The 20,572-nt window shown below is 45.6% G+C and carries 19 protein-coding genes; 7 read left to right on the top strand and 12 right to left on the bottom strand.

The window, feature by feature from the left end:
• Positions 1 to 94: 94 nt before the first annotated feature.
• On the top strand, positions 95 to 967 hold the full coding sequence (locus MHH56_RS08010; RefSeq protein ID WP_339207612.1) for an AraC family transcriptional regulator: 873 nt from the start codon (positions 95 to 97) through the stop codon (positions 965 to 967).
• A 1-nt stretch (position 968) separates the two neighbouring features.
• Here the strand turns inward: MHH56_RS08010 and MHH56_RS08005 are convergent, their stop codons facing one another.
• Positions 969 to 1,991: an alpha/beta hydrolase family protein gene (locus MHH56_RS08005; RefSeq protein WP_339207611.1), complete on the bottom strand. Its 1,023-nt coding sequence runs from the start codon at positions 1,989 to 1,991 to the stop codon at positions 969 to 971.
• Between the two features lie 144 nt (positions 1,992 to 2,135).
• On the opposite strand from MHH56_RS08005, the gene MHH56_RS08000 reads away from it, so the two are divergent.
• Complete coding sequence (locus tag MHH56_RS08000; protein ID WP_339207610.1) at positions 2,136 to 3,350, top strand: acetylornithine/succinylornithine family transaminase; 1,215 nt, start codon at positions 2,136 to 2,138, stop codon at positions 3,348 to 3,350.
• A 111-nt stretch (positions 3,351 to 3,461) separates the two neighbouring features.
• On the opposite strand, the gene MHH56_RS07995 is transcribed toward MHH56_RS08000, so the two are convergent.
• Complete coding sequence (locus MHH56_RS07995) at positions 3,462 to 4,196, bottom strand: SDR family NAD(P)-dependent oxidoreductase (RefSeq protein ID WP_339207609.1); 735 nt, start codon at positions 4,194 to 4,196, stop codon at positions 3,462 to 3,464.
• A 100-nt stretch (positions 4,197 to 4,296) separates the two neighbouring features.
• Here MHH56_RS07995 and MHH56_RS07990 point away from each other — a divergent pair, with 100 nt between their 5' ends.
• The gene (locus MHH56_RS07990) at positions 4,297 to 4,551 is read left to right on the top strand and encodes a hypothetical protein (RefSeq protein WP_339207608.1); all 255 of its coding nucleotides are present in this window, start codon (positions 4,297 to 4,299) and stop codon (positions 4,549 to 4,551) included.
• Positions 4,552 to 4,566: 15 nt separating this feature from the next.
• On the opposite strand, the gene uxaC is transcribed toward MHH56_RS07990, so the two are convergent.
• Both uxaC and MHH56_RS07980 read right to left on the bottom strand, forming a co-directional pair.
• On the bottom strand, positions 4,567 to 5,973 hold the full coding sequence (gene uxaC, locus MHH56_RS07985) for a glucuronate isomerase (protein WP_339207607.1): 1,407 nt from the start codon (positions 5,971 to 5,973) through the stop codon (positions 4,567 to 4,569).
• Positions 5,974 to 5,994: 21 nt separating this feature from the next.
• Positions 5,995 to 7,287 carry a Gfo/Idh/MocA family oxidoreductase gene (locus MHH56_RS07980; RefSeq protein ID WP_339207606.1) on the bottom strand — a complete coding sequence of 431 codons (1,293 nt, stop codon included), beginning with the start codon at positions 7,285 to 7,287 and terminating at the stop codon, positions 5,995 to 5,997.
• Positions 7,288 to 7,419: 132 nt separating this feature from the next.
• Here MHH56_RS07980 and MHH56_RS07975 point away from each other — a divergent pair, with 132 nt between their 5' ends.
• From MHH56_RS07975 to MHH56_RS07960, 4 genes are all read left to right on the top strand, one after another.
• Positions 7,420 to 8,271, top strand: a complete 852-nt coding sequence (locus tag MHH56_RS07975) for an AraC family transcriptional regulator (RefSeq protein ID WP_339207605.1) — start codon at positions 7,420 to 7,422, stop codon at positions 8,269 to 8,271.
• A 160-nt stretch (positions 8,272 to 8,431) separates the two neighbouring features.
• The gene (locus MHH56_RS07970; protein WP_339207604.1) at positions 8,432 to 9,436 is read left to right on the top strand and encodes a Gfo/Idh/MocA family oxidoreductase; all 1,005 of its coding nucleotides are present in this window, start codon (positions 8,432 to 8,434) and stop codon (positions 9,434 to 9,436) included.
• Positions 9,437 to 9,477: 41 nt separating this feature from the next.
• Entirely contained in the window at positions 9,478 to 10,425 is a 948-nt protein-coding gene (locus MHH56_RS07965; protein ID WP_076267964.1) for an AraC family transcriptional regulator, read from the top strand.
• A 34-nt stretch (positions 10,426 to 10,459) separates the two neighbouring features.
• The gene (locus tag MHH56_RS07960; protein ID WP_339207603.1) at positions 10,460 to 11,539 is read left to right on the top strand and encodes a Gfo/Idh/MocA family oxidoreductase; all 1,080 of its coding nucleotides are present in this window, start codon (positions 10,460 to 10,462) and stop codon (positions 11,537 to 11,539) included.
• A 75-nt stretch (positions 11,540 to 11,614) separates the two neighbouring features.
• On the opposite strand, the gene MHH56_RS07955 is transcribed toward MHH56_RS07960, so the two are convergent.
• The 8 genes from MHH56_RS07955 to MHH56_RS07920 all read right to left on the bottom strand — a co-directional run bounded on the left by MHH56_RS07955 (position 11,615) and on the right by MHH56_RS07920 (position 20,547).
• On the bottom strand, positions 11,615 to 13,462 hold the full coding sequence (locus tag MHH56_RS07955; protein ID WP_339207602.1) for a glycoside hydrolase family 9 protein: 1,848 nt from the start codon (positions 13,460 to 13,462) through the stop codon (positions 11,615 to 11,617).
• Positions 13,463 to 13,492: 30 nt separating this feature from the next.
• Positions 13,493 to 14,188 (bottom strand): SDR family oxidoreductase, encoded by a 696-nt coding sequence (locus MHH56_RS07950; protein WP_339207601.1) that lies wholly within the window; start codon positions 14,186 to 14,188, stop codon positions 13,493 to 13,495.
• A 58-nt stretch (positions 14,189 to 14,246) separates the two neighbouring features.
• On the bottom strand, positions 14,247 to 14,705 hold the full coding sequence (locus MHH56_RS07945) for a VOC family protein (RefSeq protein WP_339207600.1): 459 nt from the start codon (positions 14,703 to 14,705) through the stop codon (positions 14,247 to 14,249).
• A gap of 249 nt (positions 14,706 to 14,954) precedes the next feature.
• A complete protein-coding gene (locus MHH56_RS07940) occupies positions 14,955 to 16,004 on the bottom strand; it encodes a LacI family DNA-binding transcriptional regulator (protein WP_076267969.1) in 1,050 nt (349 codons plus the stop codon).
• A gap of 169 nt (positions 16,005 to 16,173) precedes the next feature.
• Positions 16,174 to 17,376 (bottom strand): GTP-binding protein, encoded by a 1,203-nt coding sequence (locus MHH56_RS07935; protein ID WP_339209531.1) that lies wholly within the window; start codon positions 17,374 to 17,376, stop codon positions 16,174 to 16,176.
• Between the two features lie 527 nt (positions 17,377 to 17,903).
• Complete coding sequence (locus tag MHH56_RS07930; RefSeq protein ID WP_339207599.1) at positions 17,904 to 18,467, bottom strand: hypothetical protein; 564 nt, start codon at positions 18,465 to 18,467, stop codon at positions 17,904 to 17,906.
• A gap of 195 nt (positions 18,468 to 18,662) precedes the next feature.
• The gene (locus tag MHH56_RS07925; protein WP_339207598.1) at positions 18,663 to 19,052 is read right to left on the bottom strand and encodes a tautomerase family protein; all 390 of its coding nucleotides are present in this window, start codon (positions 19,050 to 19,052) and stop codon (positions 18,663 to 18,665) included.
• Between the two features lie 91 nt (positions 19,053 to 19,143).
• Positions 19,144 to 20,547 carry a PLP-dependent aminotransferase family protein gene (locus MHH56_RS07920; protein ID WP_339207597.1) on the bottom strand — a complete coding sequence of 468 codons (1,404 nt, stop codon included), beginning with the start codon at positions 20,545 to 20,547 and terminating at the stop codon, positions 19,144 to 19,146.
• Positions 20,548 to 20,572 lie beyond the last annotated feature (25 nt).

The following is a 20,572-nucleotide window of genomic DNA, read 5'->3' as shown; positions in this document are numbered from 1 at the left end:
GATCTCTATTTTATGGGTTAAAATAAAACTTAAATACAAACGAAAATAACTAAATACTTATAAAATTTCACACAAGCAGGGAGTGTAATTGATTATGATAGCAGCATCAGAGCATATTTATTTTGCAGCCCCTCCGCTTCCCTATTACTTAGAGAGCGGCGTTACGAATCACGAACGGGGCGATCAGCATCCGAGCCGGAAGCAGCTAGGCGTATTTGATCTTCTTATCGTAGAACGTGGCTGCTTATTTATAGGCGAGGATGAGCGGAAATGGCAATTAACAGACGGGCAAACCTTGCTTCTGCTGCCTGACCGCTATCACTATTCCGTAAAACCTTCCGAGGAAAAAACACGCTTTTACTGGGTTCATTTTCAAGCGGTGGGGGAATGGCAGCAAACGGAGCTCGATCACTCAGGCATTAACCAAGAAGAGCATTACAATCGTTTCTTAACTTCTCCTTACTCCCTTCACCTGCAGAAAGCATGGACGCTCCCCTATCCAGAGCAAGCGTTTCGCTTAATGCGTACGCTGAACAAAGCTGGAGGAGAGCGTCAGTCGAGTGCATTCTGGACGCAGCAGCAGACATTCGAGGAGCTGCTGCGCATGATGGATCTGCGGCAAAATGACAGCTATACAAGCCCCATTGTCACTCTAGCTGAGAAAGCAGAGGCTTATATAAAAAATAATTATCGATTTGAAATTTCAAGCAAAACGATGGCTGAAGCTCTCAATTTTCACTATAACTACATTACCCGCTGCATGAAGCAGGTGTATGGCATGACACCTATCGACTATTTATCCAAATATCGGCTTGAGCAAGCCAAGCTGCTGCTGCTCAAAACAGAATGGCCGATCGCAGAAATCGCGCAATATGTTGGATTTGAAAATGTTCCATACTTCTCCAATTGCTTTACGCAGCAAATCGGGCTGCCGCCTACGAAATTTCGCAAGCAATATACGACGTAATTTAAGGCGATAACGTTTGCTTCAACCAATCGTAAGCCAGTCGGCCGCTTATTTCATGCTTGCCCGGAAATACGTCCGTTAAAAGCCTGTCACCAGCTCCGTCCGCCTCATAAATGGCCTGAATCTCTGCTTCCGCCTTCCGAAAGCCTGCCAGCGGAAAAATCGGATCATTTTCTCCAGATTCAAGAAATAATGGACGCGGAGCAATTAATCCGATCAATTCCGGCAGCTCCGCGTGAACGAGTAAACTTGGCGTGTAATTATCAATGCAATGATGAACAGCAAAGATGCTGTCTTTAACTGTGCTCGCGAAGCCAGTCAATACCGTTGCATTTATGCGCGCTTCCAGCACAGCCGTCACAAACCCAATTAAACCTCCGCCGGAAAAACCCATGAGGCCAATCCGATCAGCATCCACCTCTTTGCGCGTAGACAAATAATGAAATGCTTTTAACGCTTCTGATACGCGCAGGCCGGTCAATGTCTTGCCAAGCATCATCAGCTGCGTTGACAGCCGGTAGCACGAGCTTGGCGTATCTGGATTAAGCGCAAGATCGGCATGGAGCCTGCGCTCGCCGAAGCCGATGACGTCTGGTGCGATCACGACCATGCCCCGTTTCACGAGCTGAACGGCAAAATGCTGATGGCTGCCCGGATTTTCATCATCTTGTGATCCATCCTGCCGCAAACCAACAATTTGCCTGCTCCCATAACCATGACCATGCAGTGCCAGCACACTCGGCTGCGGCCCCTGCACATCAATCGGAATAAGCACATACGCAGCAAAGGTCAGCTCTGGCGTAGCCGACAGCTCCACGCGTTCGCGAACATATCCATCGCATTGAACGCGCTCAAGCACCTTCGGTATATGTGCGGGATTAGGCTCGAACTGGCCTACCAACTCTCGCAGCGCTGATTTCAGCTTCGGCCTGCGTTCATTTCGGAGCTGCAGAGTTCGAAGCTGTTGATGCCGAGCAATGGCTTCGTCATATAGCTTCGTTAAATAAGAATCACCATTCCACATCGTGATCTCTCCTCTTTGTTTGCGTTTTTGTTGTCCTCTTCTCAACATTCTTTTGTCTTTAAGAAAATTCAAGCAAAGTGGTTGAATCTTTATTCTTAATGTTGTATATTTATGCAATACAATGAATAACCGGGAGGCTCGTAAATGATTCAGATGGAAAAGTCAGCAACAAAGGCATTATTAGAAACGGCGGAGAAATCGGTTCTTTTTACGGCGCACCGTCCCAGCGTCGTGATGGAAAAAGGCAAGGGTATGTTTTTGTGGGATACGGATGGAAATCGTTACTTGGATTTTGTCGGCGGCTGGGCGGTTGCAAGCTTGGGGCATTCCCCTGCTGTATTGCAGGAGGCATTGTCACGTCAGGCTTCAACGCTTGTTCATGCAAGCCCCGGTTACTATAATAAACCAATGATTGAATTCGCCGAGATGCTGACCAGCGTCAGCGGTATGGATAAAGCTTTTTTTGTAAGCAGCGGTGCTGAGGCGAATGAAAGTGCAATTAAGCTGGCAAGAAAACATGGCTCTGTTAATTTGAATGGAGCATATGAGATTATTACGTTAACGAACAGCTTCCACGGACGCTCGCTAGCTATGATGTCTGCAACTGGGAAAGCAAAGTGGAAGGATCTATACGCTCCAAAGGTCGAGGGCTTTAAACATGTACCTATTAATGACCTTGATGCTTGCTTTGCTGCGGTTACGAACAACACCTGTGCAATTATGGTCGAGCTCGTGCAAGGGGAAGGCGGCGTTCATTCCGTAGATGAAGCGTATTTGTTCGGATTGCGTAAAATATGCGATATGTACGGCATGCTGTTAATATTTGATGAAATACAGACGGGGATGGGCAGAACAGGCAAGCTGTTCGCTTATGAGCATTACGGTATTATGCCTGATGTCATCACCTTAGGCAAAGGCATTGGTGCTGGCTTTCCGTTAGCGGCAATGCTGACAAAAAGTAAATATGATTTATTTGAGCCGGGAGATCAAGGTGGAACCTACACAGGAGCCCCGCTTGCCATGGCCGCAGGTAATGCCGTGCTTCAGGAACTGCTGGAGCAAAACTTGGCAAACAACGCTAAGGTACAAGGCCAATTTCTAGAAGGCAGCCTTCGTGATCTTTCTCACGAATTTCCGATTGCGAATATTCGCGGCAAAGGACTTCTGCTCGCATTTGACGTACCTGAGAACACCGCTGATGAGCTTGCTGCGATTTGTATGCGTGAGGGACTGCTTATCAATGCACTGAATTCATCTACCATTCGCCTCGTTCCTCCATTAATTGTAACGCAGAAGGATATCGATCTCATGATATTCATCCTGCGCCGCTCTTTCCGTCAACTGCTTGCTGCTAAATAATGACTCATTCGTAACGAGCCAGCTGATCCAGCGAATGCTGAATCGGCTGGTTTATTGAAGTGAGCTCTTGCGCTAGCCTCAGCTGCACAATCGAATCCGCGTCTCTAGCTTCTACCAATTCAGCACATTGCCTGCATAATCCACGTATTCACAATCTGCTGCCGCAGCATCCAAGCTTATGCGGGCTTCAACTAGCTTTAGAATAGAGGACGCCGATTGCTCAGGCGTAAGCGTTGCTGCAGCATCTAACTTGCCCTGCATATACGTCTGCACCCAACCTGGGTGCACAACCAGTACACGGCCTCCCAGCTGCTTAATGCCATTATGGATCAGCTTGGATTGCATGTTCAGCGCTGCCTTTGACATACAATACGCATACCAGCTGTCCCGGTAGCAATCACTTATGCTGCCCGCCTCCGACGAAATATTGAGCAGAAACTTTGATTCTCCCTTGAGCAGGAGCGGCATAAAGGTCTGACTCATCCGCAAGCTGCCTATAGTATTCACATTAAAAACATCAAGCATCTCCGCGTAATGAAGCGGATCCAGCACCGTTGCTGTAATATCTCCCAATATCGCTCCGTTATTGATTAATAGGTCCAGCTGATCCGTCCTTGCAGCTGTTGCCGCGAACGCCCTCGCCACACTCTCATCACTTGATATGTCCAGCTGCAGCACCTGCAGCCGATCTGCATGTGCTTCTTTTAACTCATCAAGCTGCGGTACATAGTCCGCATATTGTCCAGCAAAAACGTCATATTCCAGCTCAAGCAAGCATTTCACGAGGGCCAAGCCTACTCCTCGATCTGCTCCGGTTACGAAGGCTGTTTTCTTCAATACAATCACTCCTATTATACTTATTGAAATCATTGCGAATGATGGATAAGCTGCTCCGCATAATCTAGTTACGGTTGTAATGCGCCTAATTAGCAGGAGGGCTCCCATTTTGCGTACACGAGCTGCCAAAAAAGAAGAATTTGAAATATACATTGTTCCCGCCTGGAAATGGAAGGAGTTCATTGCCTTTGAGCTCATCGGCGGCGCGGCATTTTATTTGCTATGCCGAAAAGCAGTGCATTCCGAGCTATTCGGAATTGCCGCGAATATAGCCGGACCGCAGATGCTCAAATTTTTGATGGCTGCTTATCGCTTGGATACAAAAAAACGTCCCACAGCCCCCGCTGAGCTAGCGGAATTGTAGAACGTTTCAAGCACGCTAGAAGCCGAAGTAAGCTTTAGCGTTGCGATAAGAAATATTTTGAACCATTTGCCCCAGCAGCTCCATATCTTCCGGCGCCTCGCCATTCTCGACCCATTCACCTAGCAAATTGCAGAGCAAACGCCGGAAATATTCATGTCTGGTGTACGAGAGGAAGCTGCGAGAATCGGTCAGCATGCCAACAAAGCGGCTAAGCAGTCCTTGATTGGCATGCGTATTCATTTGATCAAGCATACCATTTTTTGTATCGTTGAACCACCATGCAGAGCCAAGTTGAATTTTCCCAGGCACCCCGCCCCCTTGGAAGCTTCCAATAATGGATCCCAGTACATCATTGTCCTTGGCATTTAGCGAATACACGATTGTTTTCGGAAGCGCGTCGTCCATATCCAGCGCATCAAGCAGCCTCGTTAGCGGGTAAGCTACGTCGCTATCATTGATCGAATCAAAACCCGTATCCGGTCCGAGCTTGCCAAACATGCGCGAGCTGTTGTTTCTAGCCGCATTGATATGGAACTGCATCGCCCAGCCGCGCTCGGCATACAAACGTCCCAAGAAGAGCAGCGTGAACGTTTTGTATTGCTTCTCTTCTTCTAGGGAGACCGTTTCCTTGTTCAAAGCTTTGGCAAAAATAGCGGCAGCATCAGCCTTCGTTGTCTCTGCATACGCAACGTAGTCCAGCGCATGGTCAGATACTTTGCAGCCCACCTCAGCGAAAAACTTTACTCTTGCCTCAAGCGCATCAAGCAGCGCGTCATAGCTGTCGATCGTCGTTGCAGCCGCCTCTTCAAGCTTGCCAACCCATTCTAGAAAAGTAGGACGATTGATTTCCAGCGCTTTGTCAGGCCTGAAGGAAGGCAGCACCTGTACGTTAAAATCATCTAAAGCTTTGATCGCGATATGATACTCCAGCGAATCAACAGGATCATCTGTCGTGCAGATGACCTCAACCTTGGACATGTTGACCAAATCACGCGCTTTAAATTGGCCTGTCGCGAGCTTCGCGTTAACCTGTTCCCATATGGACGGCGCATTTTTCTCATTAATAAGCTCATAAATGCCAAAATAACGACGAAGCTCCAAATGCGACCATTGGTACAGCGGATTGCCGATCGTTTGTGGAACTGTTTTGGCCCATGCTTCAAAGCGCTCGTAATCGGTTACTCCCTCGCCGCCTGTTACAAAACGCTCCTCTACTCCATTCGCACGCATTGCCCGCCACTTGTAGTGGTCACCGTACAGCCATGCCTCCGTAATGTTCTCAAAGCTTTTATTCTCAAAAATTTGCTGCGGACTCAAATGGCAATGGTAATCAATGATCGGCATGTCCTTTGCAAAATCATGATACAGCTTAATCGCCGTTTCGTTTGACAACAAAAAATGATCGTCCATAAATGGCCTCATTCCAGCTTCCTCCTCCGCAACCTAATTATGAAATTTCACAAGCTCATCAATTTGTACTGCGAGTCCCGTCTGGATTGAACGGTTTGCTGCAATGCCTGTTAGAATCGATCTTGCTCCATCAATATGATTCGCCGCCCTATGGAATGGGTCCTCTACAGGCGTTCCAAATAGATCGTTCAGCAATACCGGATCGCCGCCGCCATGACCGCCAACGCCTTCCTCTACCTCAACCTCGTAAGGAGCAGCAAACATTGGAAATACTTTAATCGACTGCTCTTTCAGCGCGCCCTCATCGGATTTCTCGCCGCCGGAATTCACATACGATTGTTCCACGATATTCATCTCGATGCGTCCCTTTGTTCCATTAAATGCAATGCGGTAGCCTTCCCATGGCAAATATGCGTTTAAGGAGTAGGTTAAGATCGCATTGTTTTTGTAGCGGACAAGCACGCCCATCGTATCTTCAATATTAATGCCGTCACCGAACACGCTTTGATCGCGGCGGTAGCCGTCCTCATGCTCCGCGTCCAAATACATCGCTTTCAAATGATCATTTTTGTCCAAATGCAGCGCAAATGGATCATTTTCAGCCAGTGGATTTCCCGTTGCGCGCTCATAAAATTGCGTCTCCCCGCGCTGCTCTGCATTTTCGCGACCATAGAACAAGAGATCACCAAAGGCAAATACCGACTCCGGCTGCGAGCCGATCCAGAAGTTCACGAGATCAAAGTGATGCGTCGATTTGTGCACCAGCAAACCGCCGCTGTTCTGCTTGTTGCGATGCCATCTGCGGAAATAATCTGCGCCATGCTGCGTATTCAGCAGCCACTCGAAGTGAACGGAGGTTACTTTGCCGATTGTACCATTAGCAATCAGCTCTCTAGCCTTCGTATGATGCGGCGCATACCGATAGTTGAACGTTACACGCACATTGCGCCCCGTCCGTTCAACCGCATCCAAAATTTGCTGGCATTTTTTCTCATCCACCGTCATGGGCTTCTCGGTTACAACATCACAGCCAAGCTCCAGCGCACGAATAATGTACGTATGATGCGTCCGATCCATGCTCGTAACGATGACCGCATCCGGCTTCTCCTGCTCAATCATTTGTTCAAATTCATTTGACTTGTACGTTTTTACAGCCTCATGGTTATATTTATCAACTAATATGCGATTCGCATAGTCCATCCGAGTTTGGTTAATATCACAAAAAGCGAGCAGCTGCGACGTTTCTCTGAAATCGGTTGCAAGAGCACCGTAGAAAAATTCTGCCCTGCCGCCGCTGCCTACCAATACATACCGTTTTTTTGCCATACTCATTATTCCTCCTCGATTCCAATTACCTTCATATTACTGCATGATAGTGATATAATTCTCTGCATATCCTGCTCTATTTCGATCAAACACCGCTTATTTTGCGATAAAATCAAAAGGAGTACATCCCTAATGAGCATTCAGCCCGACATCTACAGCTTTGGCTCTATATCCGACCTATACATTGAGTATACGAAGCGGACAGCACCCTACACGATGGAATACAATCACTACCACGACTATTATGAAATTTACTATATGCTGTCAGGGCAGCGGATTTATTTTATACGTGACCGTTCCTATTCCGTTGAGCAAGGCGACCTCGTCTTTATTTCGAAGCATGAGCTGCACAAAACGATGCAATCCGGCGATGCCGCTCATGAACGAATTATCATACACTTTGATGATGCCATGTTGAGCAAATTGGCAGGAGCCCATGCCAGCTTCTTATTGACGCCATTTGAACAGCAATCCCATATTATTCGTATGCCAATGCAAGAGCAGCTGGCGACAGCACAATTAATGAGCAGAACGCTCTCAGAGATCAGACAGCAGCCCGCTGGCTTCGAGCTGTTTCCTGCGTTTGCTGTAACGGAGCTTCTGCTGACTGCCGCTAGACATATTCAGCAGCATGAGCCAGTGCCTCTGCATCATGCTACTCCCATGCATGCCAAAATTTCAGAGGTTATCTGCTACATTAACACTCACTTTGGGGAGACGCTGCGGCTTGACGAGGTCGCAAAACATTTTTTCATCAGTCCCTATTATTTAAGCCGCATGTTCAAGGAGCTTACAGGTTTTACCTTCTCCGATTACATCATTCTGACCCGCATGAAGGATGCCCAGCGTCTGCTTCGCGAGTCCGATAGGAGCATTACCGATATTGCCGCTGCGGTTGGCTTTGATAACTTCTCCCACTTCGGTAAAACCTTTAAAAAGATAACCCGCCTATCCCCGCGTCAATATCGGAAGCAATATAGGTAAGAGAATTTAAGTGAAACAAATTTTTGTCGTAATTTCATACAAATATGGTCATTAAATTACACTAAAAATAAGCATAAAACTGTGTTAAATTATAGCTGTTGTCATAAATTTATATATGCAATGCAAATTCGCTAATAGATGCCCAGGGAGAGATGAACCTATGATTCGAATTGGTAAAATCAGTTATTGGCATGTACACGCATGGGATTATACGAAACAAGCTCAGGAGCACCCTGGTACGGAAATCGTTGCTGTATGGGACGAAATCGCAGAACGCGGTCAAGCAGCTGCCGAGAAGCTTGGCGTTACTTTTCATTCCGATCTTAATGAAATGTTGAGTCGCGATGATATTGACGCCGTTATTGTTGACGCTCCAACTTTCAGACACCAAGAGGTTATCGTAGCAGCGGCTAAAGCCGGCAAGCATATTTTCACAGAGAAAGTTATTGCCCCAACTCTTAAAGAAGTAAATGTTATACTAGATGAAGTAGCTAAAAATAATGTAAAATTAACTGTATCGCTTCCTCGTCTAAATGACGGCTATACACTGGCGATTCGCGATATTTTGTCACAAGGCGTACTTGGAAAAATCACACTCGTTCGTGCTCGTCTCTCACATAACGGAGCAACAGCGAACTGGCTGCCTGAACACTTCTACAACCTAGAGCAATGCGGCGGCGGCGCTTTAATCGATTTGGGCTGTCACCCAATGTATTTGACTAGACTTTTCTTGAATGAAATGCCAAAAGAGGTTTCTGCTCACTTTGGTTATGTGACTGGCAAAGAAGTAGAAGATAACGCTGTTGCGATATTGAACGCGCCATCTGGAGCAATCGGAATCGTAGAGGCCGGCTTCGTTAACAATCATTCACCATTTACGCTTGAGGTGCATGGAACTGAAGGAACGCTATTGTATGGCAATCCTGAGAGCCAGCTGCTGCTTCGCACTTCTACACCAGGAGCACAATCATCTGAGCAATGGACGGCACAAGTAATTCCGCCGAACAGAGAAAGTGCATTTGACCAATGGGTACAGCACATCGAGAAAAACACGTCCGCTGACGAAAATGTAAGCCTTGCCATTGACTTAACAAAGCTGATGGAAGCTTCAAACCGTTCTGCTAATGAGCACCGTGCAATCCGCATCGATGAGCTGAGCGAGTAATACTACACACATAATTTGAACGACTCCAAGGAGTGATCGGCATGCCTAACTTTCCGTATGAGGTCATGCATGAACGCCAGGATGCGCTTGAACGCCTGGAGCTGTGCATCAGATGGGGACCCTACGACATCCATGTACTGCGCTTCCATCTGACGCAATTTCCTCCCGGCAGAATGATTGGATTTCATAAGCACGCGGAATATGAATTTCACTTCATACCGCAGGGCAAAGGAAAGGTCATTATTAGCGACCAGGAGTATGCGTTAAAACCTGGCATGCTATATTTAACTGGACCTGAGATCATGCATTATCAAGAAGCAGACCCGCTTGAAGCGATGGATGAGCTTTGTCTGCATGTCGATATCATTGATCGCACCGAGCAGAATAACGGCGAGGATGTTCATTCCTATGACGACTGGGAAGCTGCTGAAGCGCGAAATTGTATCGAGAAGCTCAAGGCACTTCCATTGTATCCAACAATGGATCTTCATCAAGCGATGCCTCGCTTTCTTGAAGCATATCAAGCTTGCAACGATAATTTTGTCGGCAGCTATACTACCATTAAGCAGACAGTTATCCAGATTTTAATGCGAGCGGTTCGCGCTTATGAAACAGCAAGTGAACAGAAGCATTTTCCAACGCGGGATATGAAGGCTTATCGTTATCGACTCGCCTTGGAGTATATTTACGCCAACTATGACGGCTTCATCACGCTTGAGGACGTTGCGGACAAGCTTAATTTAAGCTCTCGGCAAATTCAGCGATTATTCAAGGAGCTCCATCACGGACATACATTCAGCCGTATTCTTGAAGACATTCGGCTAGCTGTCGTATGCCGTGAGCTGCTCGAGAGTTCGCATTCGGTGGAGAAAATAGCTAAGTTATCCGGCTTTGCCGGCGGCAACTATTTACACGCTGTATTTCGCAAGAAATTCGGCGTCACTCCTTCCGAATATCGCAGAAATGCTCGTCAAACCGTTTCTCAATAAAAAAAATCATTATACTACTAGGAGGCTTTATAACATGTCTAAAGTATACAAACTTGCTATTATTGGCTGTGGCGGAATTGCAAACGGTAAACATCTACCTAGCTTGAAGAAACTTAAAAACGTTGAAATCGTTGCATTTTGCGATATCGTTGAACAACGTGCGATTGACGCAGCTGCTCAATACGGCGCAGAAGACGCGAAAGTATACACGGATTACACGGAGCTGTTGAACGATTCTTCCATTGAAGTTGTTCACGTATGTACGCCAAACGATTCACATGCGAACATTGCCATTGCTGCGCTTGAAGCTGGCAAACATGTTATGACTGAAAAGCCTATGGCCAAAACAGCTCACGATGCACAACGTATGGTTGACGCTGCTCGCCGCACTGGCAAGAAACTTACTGTTGGCTACAACAACCGTTTCCGTCCAGACAGCCAACACTTGAAAAAATTGTGTGAAGCTGGTGAGCTTGGTGACATCTACTACGCGAAAGCGCATGCTGTTCGTCGCCGTGCAGTTCCAACTTGGGGCGTTTTCCTTGACGAAGAAAAACAAGGCGGCGGACCGCTTATCGATATCGGTACTCACGCACTTGATTTGACGCTTTGGATGCTTGACAACTACAAGCCAAAAGTAGTGCTTGGTACTTCTTACCACAAGCTTTCGCAACGTGAGAACGCTGCTAATGCATGGGGCCCTTGGGATCCTGCGAAGTTCACGGTTGAGGATTCCGCATTTGGTATGATCGTTATGGAAAACGGCGCTACAATCGTGCTTGAATCCAGCTGGGCACTTAATACACTTGAAGTTGACGAAGCAAAATGTACGTTGTCTGGTACTGAAGGCGGCGCGGACATGAAGGATGGCCTTCGCATTAATGGCGAGAAGCATAGCCGTCTATTTGCAACAAAGGTTGATCTGAATGCAGGCGGAGTTGCTTTCTACGATGGCAAAACAGAAAGCGATGCTGATCTCGAAATGAGAATGTGGCTGAAAGCTATTGAAGAGGACACTGAGCCTGTTGTTACACCAGAGCAAGCTTTTGTCGTTTCTCAAATTCTTGAAGCGATTTATGAATCATCCAAAACCGGTAAAGCCGTATATCTATAAGCTACACAAAAGGAACTGCCTCGCATGGTCTATACAGACCTTGCAGGAAGTTCCTTTTTTTGTTCTCCTATTGAATTACTCCTTAGCGAAAAAAGAGGCCAATAAAATGACAGGAGCATTATAATCAATCGCGTATTCATTGCTCGAATAAGAACCTCTTACATCCAAATAAGCCATGGCAGGTGCGAGCCTATCCTTGACCGCATCCATATCAGGATCTCCGCCGTAACGATTCGGACCTCCAACGACTAAGCCTGGAATCAATACTCCAGTAGCTGCATTAATGCGGTGATGAGGCTCCAGCGGGAATTGACTGCCTATTCCCGTCACATAACTAAACCCCGTTGCACTTCGGCCAAATACATGATGTAGCTGCTCAAGCGCAGTAGCTCTGAAGCTAGCTTCTTCAGGCTTCATTAGGTTTGCAATCAGAAGGATACAGCCATAAGCAGCTCCGGATTTCACCGATGCCCACGTGTATTCCTCTGCGTTCAATAGGTTGAAATAGCCGTCTGCTTCGGATCTTGCAACAAGCTCCTTCGCTCGATCAATTACTGCTGTACGAATAAGCTCCTTCCACTGCTCATCCGCTTTCTCCGCACGATAGTACGCCCATTGACCAAGCAGCTGGGCATTCGCCCAGTTGACCGCCTGTGGGGAGCTCTTCAACAAATAATCAAACCGACTAGTAAGCACGTCGCTATAGCTGCTATTTCCCGTAGTGCGAAACAGCTCAGCAAGTGCCCACATCCTCTCTTCTGCATCGGTTTGCTTGCCATATCCGCCAGAGCCGTTATCCTGCATCGGATCCTGCCGGAAAACAGCGGCTTCGTTTGCGCTCAAGTAGCTCTGTGCTTTCTCAGCCGCAGCTAACAAACGATTAGAAAATTTCTCGTCGAAGGGTTTATATATTCGAGCCGCCAGCGCTGTTGCACCCGCAAATTGAGCGGTGCCATACGTCGACAAACCATATACATAACGAGTTTGTGTATCCGTATCTGGCGTAACAAATCCAGTCCAAGCGGAGCCGCTCACTTTATGATAAACCGCACCGTCTGCACGCTGCATGCGCAGCATCCATTCCAGCTCATAACGCACCTCTTCCAAAATATCAGGAAGCGAGGAATTCGCAGTCTTTAACCCTTCAGGAAGCTTAAGTTGTCCCGCAGGAAATGCTTCTGGATTGAGGTCATAGGCGAGCAGCAGCTGAGCAACTGTAACAGCTGCAGGAGGTATGTACTTTCCATAGTCGCCAGCATCGTACCAACCGCCGGATACATCAATGAGATCACCTTTATGCGATACTCCATCATCAAAGAAGATCTCCGCTTGCGCATCTTGTAAATGTCCCGCTGTCTGCTTCAACTTCGTAATTGGATCGTCGATCGTTACGCCCGAACGCTGCAATGTATAAGATCTGAGCAGCGTAGCGAGCGCATCATCATATGGAGTATCTCCAATGACAAAAGGATAAGAACTGCCCGCCCCAGCGACCAGCAGTTTATATTCTCCAGCCGTTTGGAAGCTGGAGAAATCCGCTCTTCTTATTGTCTTTTGCGATGCTGCATCCGCAAGCGGCTCAGATAAGCTGCCCGTAAACATCGTGTTGCCATTGCTGTCTACTAACGAGAATTCCGCTCCGCTTGGCAACTCACCCTCTACGATGGCAAACTTCGCATGCGCTGTTCCATAGCCAACCTGATCCACCTTGACTTGTGTTCCTTGCTTAATTTCTGGCTGCGAGTCAGGTTCCGTTGCAATTGGCAATTCAGCATTGTTTATTGGAGCATTTCCTTGTTCCTGCTGCTTATTCAATGTATTCCCGCCTTCTGACCCTGATAACAGTCGAAATGATATCGTCACAACTAACAAAAGAGTAATGATTCCGCCTATGACATACAAAGTACGTCTGCGTATGCTCATCAGCCACCGCCAATTTTATTTTGTTCTGCCTTACAGATTCATAGGAGCGCCGTTATGATCAATAAAAAGTGCATCTGCTTCCGTTTTCCCCTCGACGATGTTCAAGATGCCAGCTGCAGATACTGTCGCATCTCCAGGCGCTTGCTCGCCTCCCATATCTGTTCTGATCCAGCCGGGATGAAGCGCATGAACAACAAATCCTTGCGGTGCAAGCTCGTTCCGCAGCTGAGCTGAGAACATGTTCAGAGCAGACTTAGACAACGCATACGAGTAGTCGCCCCCATAAGCGCCTGTAAAGCTTCCTGCTTCCGAGCTAATATTAATGATGCTTTGCCGCTCTCCTTTACGAAGCATAGGCAAAAAATGCTTGAGCACAACGATCGGCCCAAAAAGATTAGTCTGGAACGATTGCTCTACTTGCTCCAAGTCGAGCTGCTCCAGCTTCTGATCCCGTCCCAGCAATATCGCTGCACTGTTTATAACCGCATCCAGACTGCGAACTCGGTTTTCTGCTTGCTCGGAAGCGTAGCGAACCGAATTCTCATCCGTAACATCAAGCGGCAGGATCGTTACTTGATCCGGAAATTTTGCGAGCAGCTCTTGCAAGCCCTCTGCGGATGATCCCGGACTGCGAACCCCAGCTAACACATAATGCCCTCGTTCGCATGCTTCACTAGCAATCGCTAAGCCAAGACCTCGATTGGCGCCTGTAATTAATATGTTCATACTGCTCATTCCTCCTATTCATTCATCACCTATATTGGGAAGCTTGTTATCGCATCATTTACTTTTTATCGTTTTCCAGCAGCTCCAGCATGATCTTCAAATTTTTAAAAGTATCCATATAAGCGTATCGTCCGCCGGTATACTCTCCCTTTTGAACCAATGCCATTCCGTTTTTCTCCATGGATGCTACAATTTCTTTCATGCCGTCAACGACAAACGCGATGTGATGCGGGCCTTCACCATGCTTGTCGAGATGCTCTCTCCACGTACTTGGATGTTCATCCGGCTCGATAAGCTCAAGCTGCAAGGAACCCATATCAAAAAAAGCAAGCTTAGCGCGAGCCACGGACGACTCCCCATTGTATTCCGTTTGTGCTTTATCTACCGTGTCAGTCCAAAACCAATTCGGCTTTTCTATTCCAAAAAAATCGGCATACGCCTGCGAGGTTGTATCAATATCATGAACTAATAATCCAATTTGAGTTACTGTACGTGTTCCAATCAAGTTTTTATCCATGCCAGTTTCCCCCTGTAGGTTGATTTTATCGTTATAAGTGCTGTAAAAGCCGTGTAATCACTATTCAATATCCGGATACTCCAATTCATTGAAATTCCTTCACCTACATCCGCATTCCCCCTCTCACAAAACTACAAAACGTGAACGCGCGTTCATTTGAAAGTAAAAAATAATGTGCAGTTCAAACCTAACTTTAGAAGCCATTATGCAAACCATAACGACCTCTAACTACGTAGGTCCTGGTCTTAACTATGAATCTTCTCTTGCCCTTTGGCAGGAATCACGGACAACAAGTTCCGTGCTTGCCGCAACCGGCTGATAGTCGCCCGAACCATTCTCAATGCTGGAGATCAAGGTTTTCGTTAATTTGTCCATCATGTCTGCAAAATCAACCCGAATCGTCGTTAATGCCGGGCTGGAATGTGCACTCAATATATGGTCATCAAAACCTACGATCGATACATCCTGCGGTACACGAATACCGGATTCCTTCAATGCTCGAATAGCTCCGAATGCAACGCTGTCGTTTGCCGCAAATATCGCTGTCGGCAATTCCATCTTGGATTTCATAAATTCCTTAATGGCCATGTAGCCGCTTGATTCGTTAAAATCTCCCGGCAGCATCCACTGCTGCACGAGCGGTAATTGATGCCTTGCCATTGCTGCTTGAAAGCCGCGCCACTTGGATGGTCCGGAGTATCTATTCATATCTCCGTTAATCATGCCAATTCGCTCATGTCCCAAGCTGACTAAATAATCAATCGCTTGCCCTACACCCGTTTCGTTGTCAAAGTTGAACACAATACGATTGGATTCGGTCCGTCCTGGCAAGTGCTGATCTACGATTGCCACCATAAATCCTTCGGCTATAAGCTCTTCAATAAGCGGTTCATGATTAGCTGCTCCAATGAACACGCCACCATCGATTCTGCGCTGATAGAAGCTCTCCTTAATTGTACGAGCCTCATTCTGATCTTTCATATCGTGAACGATATGAGTCAGCACATAATATCCATGCGAAGAAGCGTTTTCAATAACCCGGGCAAGCAGCAAGCTTGAAATGCTGTCGCCGGATACTCGCCCGGAATCGGCCATAAACAAACCAATCGTTCGCGTGCGTTTGCCTGCCAGCACCTGCGCGGATAGATTAGGGTAATAATTGTATTGCTGAATAACCTTCAATACCTTTTGCTTTGTCTTCTCAGGAACATTCGCATAATTGTTAATAACACGGCTGACCGTGCTTCTGGAAACACCTGCTAGCTTAGCAATTTCCGTACTGTTAATTTCCTTGCTCAATCCTAGTCCCTCTTTCCGTAAACACGCGTTTATGAAAATATGGTACCAATGTTCCGAAGCGCTGTCAATTTATAATTGCAAGCTGCTTTAAAGATATTAAAATAGAAGCAGCCTCAAAGGTTTCCCTGAGGCTGCTTCTTATATAAAAACAACACTGACAGCCGAAATATCAGTACATCTGATCATTCATCGCATTCGGAAATTCATCAAGAAACACGTTCCAGTCAAGCGGCAGCTCCTCGTCTCTCAGCAGGCAGTGGTCGAGCGAATCGGTCAGCTGCTTACGATTCATCGCGATGCCGATAAGTACAAACTTATTAACACGATCACCATATTCCTCGTGCCATACGTTTGCGAGCTCTGGGTCTTCGAGCAGTAATTCTTCTCGTTCCGCATCCGGCAATGCAGCAGCCCATAAACCAGCCGGTCCAAACTGTATGGAAGGCCCTGCTTGGCTCAAGCTTTGGGCATACGCGCTACGAGTCGCAAGCCATACAATACCTTTGGCTCGAACGACTTCCTCTGGCCAGCGCTCCATCCAAGCTTTAAGACGCTGCGGATGAAATGGCTTCGCACGTTCGTATACGAAGGAGGATATACCGTACTCTTCCGTTTCCGGTGTATGTGATGGAGCTTCCAATTCCTTTATCCACCCTGCTGAACGACTAGCTTCGTCAAAATTAAACAACGACGTATTCAAAATTTCTTTCGGATTAACTTCGCCTTTGGAAGTACGAATAAACTTGGCGCGCGGCTGCATGGTCCGGAGAACCCCTTCTAGTTCCGCCAATTCCTCATCATCAACAAGATCACATTTGTTCAAAATAAGCACATCGCAAAACTCGATCTGATCAATCAACAAATCAACTACCTCGCGTATATCGTCTTCGCCAACGGCTTGACTGCGATCAAGCAATGTTTCACCTGATGCGTAATCATGCCAGAAGCGATAAGCATCAACGACCGTTACCATACAATCCAGCCTGCAATATTGTGTTAAATCAATCCCTTGCTCTTCATCGATATAGGAGAAGGTCTGAGCTACGGGAACAGGCTCACCAACACCAGTTGATTCAATCAGAATATAATCAAAGCGATTTTCTTTCGCTAAGCTCTCTACTTCCTTAAGCAAATCTTCCCTTAGCGTGCAGCAAATACAGCCATTGGACATTTCGACAAGCTTTTCTTCTGTCCGTGACAAGCCGCCCCCATCTTTAATAAGACTAGCGTCTATATTCAATTCACTCAAATCATTTACGATAACAGCAACTTTCAAGCCATCGCGATTATGTAGGATATGATTCATAATCGTCGTCTTGCCAGCGCCCAAATATCCGCTCAATACAGTTACAGGCAGTTTTTTAACAGTCATCATTGGCACCTCCAATTAATTTAAGCTTTCGATTAAACGTAATAATTACGATTATATAGCAAATAAAAAAAGCGAATTCAATTAATAGTAATCATTACGCTTAATGAGTATAACGATATCTTGCTAACTCGTCAAGATCGTATTTATTACAATTAAACAACCATGCTTTTTGTCCCATTTATCGTTTTTCCATAAAAAACAAACTTAATTGAGCATTAATTAATTTTGTTCGGAATATCTGATATCCTGCTATTTTATAAAGTTGAATGTATTATTTCCCCCATCCGAATACAATCTATATCCGTATTATCATTTAACACGACTAGTTTATTGCTGTTCGGCTCCAATAGCTTGAAAATTTGCATCTTTTCCTTCTTTTTATGATTATAGTTCCACACGTACATTCTCCATATAGATTTGTTTGTAATTCCCTTTTTCAAATCCAAGCTTCTGTACAATAAATCTTTTTTGCACGAATGCACACAAACGAGCCCCCCTACTTTATTCAAGTTCATTCTCTCTATCCTTCAGTCATATCCGCCTTCTGCTTCTGGCAGTTTCTGATAGGCTTCCTTCCCTGCAACGATTTGATGAATGAACTGTCGCAGTTCCAGCAATTGTTTTGCATCCTTTGTTAACTCGCAATATTTCTCGGTCCAAGTAAATGTCTTGGATTCCCCGTTTATACTAACCTCCCAGCTGTCTTCCCCGTAAGGAGTCCGTTCACACCCTATAGCAGCAGGCTTTAAGTTTTTTGTTCCCATTATATTTATTTCTCTCATTTTCTCATAAATGCTGCGCATCTCTTCTGTCGTAAACGCAATTTTTGCAGATGCAGTCCCGTTCATCACTAAATCCTTTGTAGCTGTATCTAAGAAAGTATTAATTTCATTTTTGTTTATTTCGCTGTATCCGTAACGCACCATGAAATCAAAATCACTCGGCATTTCTTTAGGCATATTGTTTGATTCTATAACGATACCATTTGTTGGTTGATGCTGATCAACCGTGTTTATCCCTGCACTCGTCCCCTTGCTGCAACCACTTGCGATAACTGCAAATAGGAGTAAAACTGAGCATAAACGTTTCATTTTAATGCCCCCCAATTGAATTTATGCAATGTTAAAGACGTAATTGGGAGATATTAGTTGCATCTATCCATCTCGTTCCTTTGTGAAATTATTCATATCCTCGCACCTCGCTAAGTGTATGATCATTACACAAAAAAAGCCGATGACCCCTTTGCTTTGGATTCATCGGCTTTCTATATTTGGACTCTCTCTGCACTACACATTAACATTATAGGAGAGCTGCAGTTCATCCCCTGGCAGGCCGCGAATGCCCCAGTTATATTTTGGAGTTTCAAAAATTGTTATTTCGATATCTTCAGGAGAAATATGCAATTGTGCTTGAATGTGATCAAAGAGCGAACGAATAAGCTGTTTTTTGGAATCGATGGAACGACCTTCAAATACGCTTATTTCGATAATCGTATACGCCTCGGTCCGTCCAGGAGCGTAATAAAAATCTTCTTTCTCCATTGCGAAAAAACGATGAAACTTCTTATCGAGCGGCATCTTAAATACATCCACTACACAGGAATGAATAACTTCTGATAATTGTTGTTTTATCGGATTTAATTGATCCTTAAGTCCAAAAACTTTCACCTGAGCCATTCTACTAATCACACCTTCCTTATTTCAACGGTTATTAGTTTAATCTTGTATTTTCAGTAAAATTATAGCACATGCAATTAGAATAAATCTCTTATGCTGAGCCAAACCAAGCATGGCTTAGCAAACGAATGCCTTCTTCAATATCATCCTCGCTCATTCCGCCAAATCCGAGCCATACAAGTGATGCCGGACAGCGCTCACTATCCATCCAATGTACATTCGGAGAATACACCTTCACCCCATTTTCTGCTGCCCGTTCGATCAGCTGGCCGCTTTCTCTGTCCTTAACATCAAGCAGCAAATGCAGTCCTGATTTGCTCCCAATGATACTTACACGATCTCCCATATACAGTGATATCGCAGTAACTAAAGCTTTATGCTTCGCTTGATACAGTCTTCTCATTTTGCGTATATGTCCAGCAAAATGTCCGCGATTCATAAACAAAAACACGGCCTGCTGAATGATAGGTGATGCAGGCTGACTGTAAACAGAAAATATCTCATCCCGCTTTTCTAGCATGTTTGTTGGCAAGACGATATAGCTTAATCGGGCCGCAGGTAAAAACGATTTCGAAAATGTCCCCATATAAACGACACGTTCTCTTGAGTCCAATGCTTTAAGAGAGGGAATCGGCTGGCCAACATATCGAAACTCACTATCGTAATCATCCTCGATAATGACAGCGTCGTTTTGGTTTGCCCACTGAAGCAGCTTCATTCGTTTCTGTACTGACATCACCATGCCTAATGGAAATTGATGTGATGGTGTCACATACACTGCGTTGGCATTGCTTAATTGCAGCTCTTCTATGTTCAAGCCATCAGAATCGACCAAAATGGGCGTAATTTTGCAGCCATGATTTTTAAAAATCGTTCGAACGCCATTATAGCCGGGTTCTTCCATAGCTATGTTTTGCCCCCCTAGAGAGAAAAACTGTAATAACATGCTAACGGCAGGTTGTGTTCCGGAACAAATGATAATTTGATTGGAGCTGCACGATACTCCGCGAGATTGAAATACGTATTTTGCAATTTCTTCCCTAAGCTCCTCTTCTCCTTGTGGATGTCCATAACCCAATATTCGATAAGGGTCACCATTTAAACCATCCGACAAACATTTTTTCCATATCTTCATCGGGAAACGATGCCATTCAATATCACCATAGTTAAAATCATACCGATACCTTTTCCAATTAATATCCTTAGTGGAGCCCACTTGAACTGAATCTCGATTGGTATTCACATCCTCTAGCGGCAGCACTCTTATCCCATTCCGACTTTTACTATCCACATACCCTTCTGCAAGCAGCTGCTGATAAGCAGCTTCTACAGTGTTTTTGCTAATCTTCAAATAGTGTGCCAACTCACGAATCGATGGAAGCTTAGTACCTTCAGCCATTAATCCAGATTCAATTTGATCCTTAATATACGTATACAGCTGCGAGTATAAAGGATGTTTTCCCTGCTTATCGAGTAAAGGAGTAATCTCAATCATATGCAGCACCTGACCCCATGAAATA

The sequence above is a fragment of the Paenibacillus sp. FSL K6-3182 genome (assembly GCF_037976325.1).
Taxonomy (GTDB): Bacteria; Bacillota; Bacilli; order Paenibacillales; family Paenibacillaceae; genus Pristimantibacillus.
Note: the sequence above shows the minus strand (reverse complement) of the source record. Positions and strands in the feature narration are given on the sequence as shown.

Bases quoted from the DNA above. Each gene is read 5' to 3' on its own strand.
- MHH56_RS08010 (WP_339207612.1), top strand. From the start codon at position 95: ATGATAGCAGCATCAGAGCATATTTATTTTGCAGCCCCTCCGCTTCCC.
- MHH56_RS08005 (WP_339207611.1), bottom strand. From the start codon at position 1,991: ATGTGGAATGGTGATTCTTATTTAACGAAGCTATATGACGAAGCCATT.
- MHH56_RS08000 (WP_339207610.1), top strand. From the start codon at position 2,136: ATGATTCAGATGGAAAAGTCAGCAACAAAGGCATTATTAGAAACGGCG.
- uxaC (WP_339207607.1), bottom strand. From the start codon at position 5,973: ATGAGGCCATTTATGGACGATCATTTTTTGTTGTCAAACGAAACGGCG.
- MHH56_RS07980 (WP_339207606.1), bottom strand. From the start codon at position 7,287: ATGGCAAAAAAACGGTATGTATTGGTAGGCAGCGGCGGCAGGGCAGAA.
- MHH56_RS07975 (WP_339207605.1), top strand. From the start codon at position 7,420: ATGAGCATTCAGCCCGACATCTACAGCTTTGGCTCTATATCCGACCTA.
- MHH56_RS07970 (WP_339207604.1), top strand. From the start codon at position 8,432: ATGATTCGAATTGGTAAAATCAGTTATTGGCATGTACACGCATGGGAT.
- MHH56_RS07965 (WP_076267964.1), top strand. From the start codon at position 9,478: ATGCCTAACTTTCCGTATGAGGTCATGCATGAACGCCAGGATGCGCTT.
- MHH56_RS07960 (WP_339207603.1), top strand. From the start codon at position 10,460: ATGTCTAAAGTATACAAACTTGCTATTATTGGCTGTGGCGGAATTGCA.
- MHH56_RS07955 (WP_339207602.1), bottom strand. From the start codon at position 13,462: ATGAGCATACGCAGACGTACTTTGTATGTCATAGGCGGAATCATTACT.
- MHH56_RS07950 (WP_339207601.1), bottom strand. From the start codon at position 14,188: ATGAACATATTAATTACAGGCGCCAATCGAGGTCTTGGCTTAGCGATT.
- MHH56_RS07945 (WP_339207600.1), bottom strand. From the start codon at position 14,705: ATGGATAAAAACTTGATTGGAACACGTACAGTAACTCAAATTGGATTA.
- MHH56_RS07935 (WP_339209531.1), bottom strand. From the start codon at position 17,376: ATGACTGTTAAAAAACTGCCTGTAACTGTATTGAGCGGATATTTGGGC.
- MHH56_RS07930 (WP_339207599.1), bottom strand. From the start codon at position 18,467: ATGAAACGTTTATGCTCAGTTTTACTCCTATTTGCAGTTATCGCAAGT.
- MHH56_RS07925 (WP_339207598.1), bottom strand. From the start codon at position 19,052: ATGGCTCAGGTGAAAGTTTTTGGACTTAAGGATCAATTAAATCCGATA.
- MHH56_RS07920 (WP_339207597.1), bottom strand. From the start codon at position 20,547: ATGATTGAGATTACTCCTTTACTCGATAAGCAGGGAAAACATCCTTTA.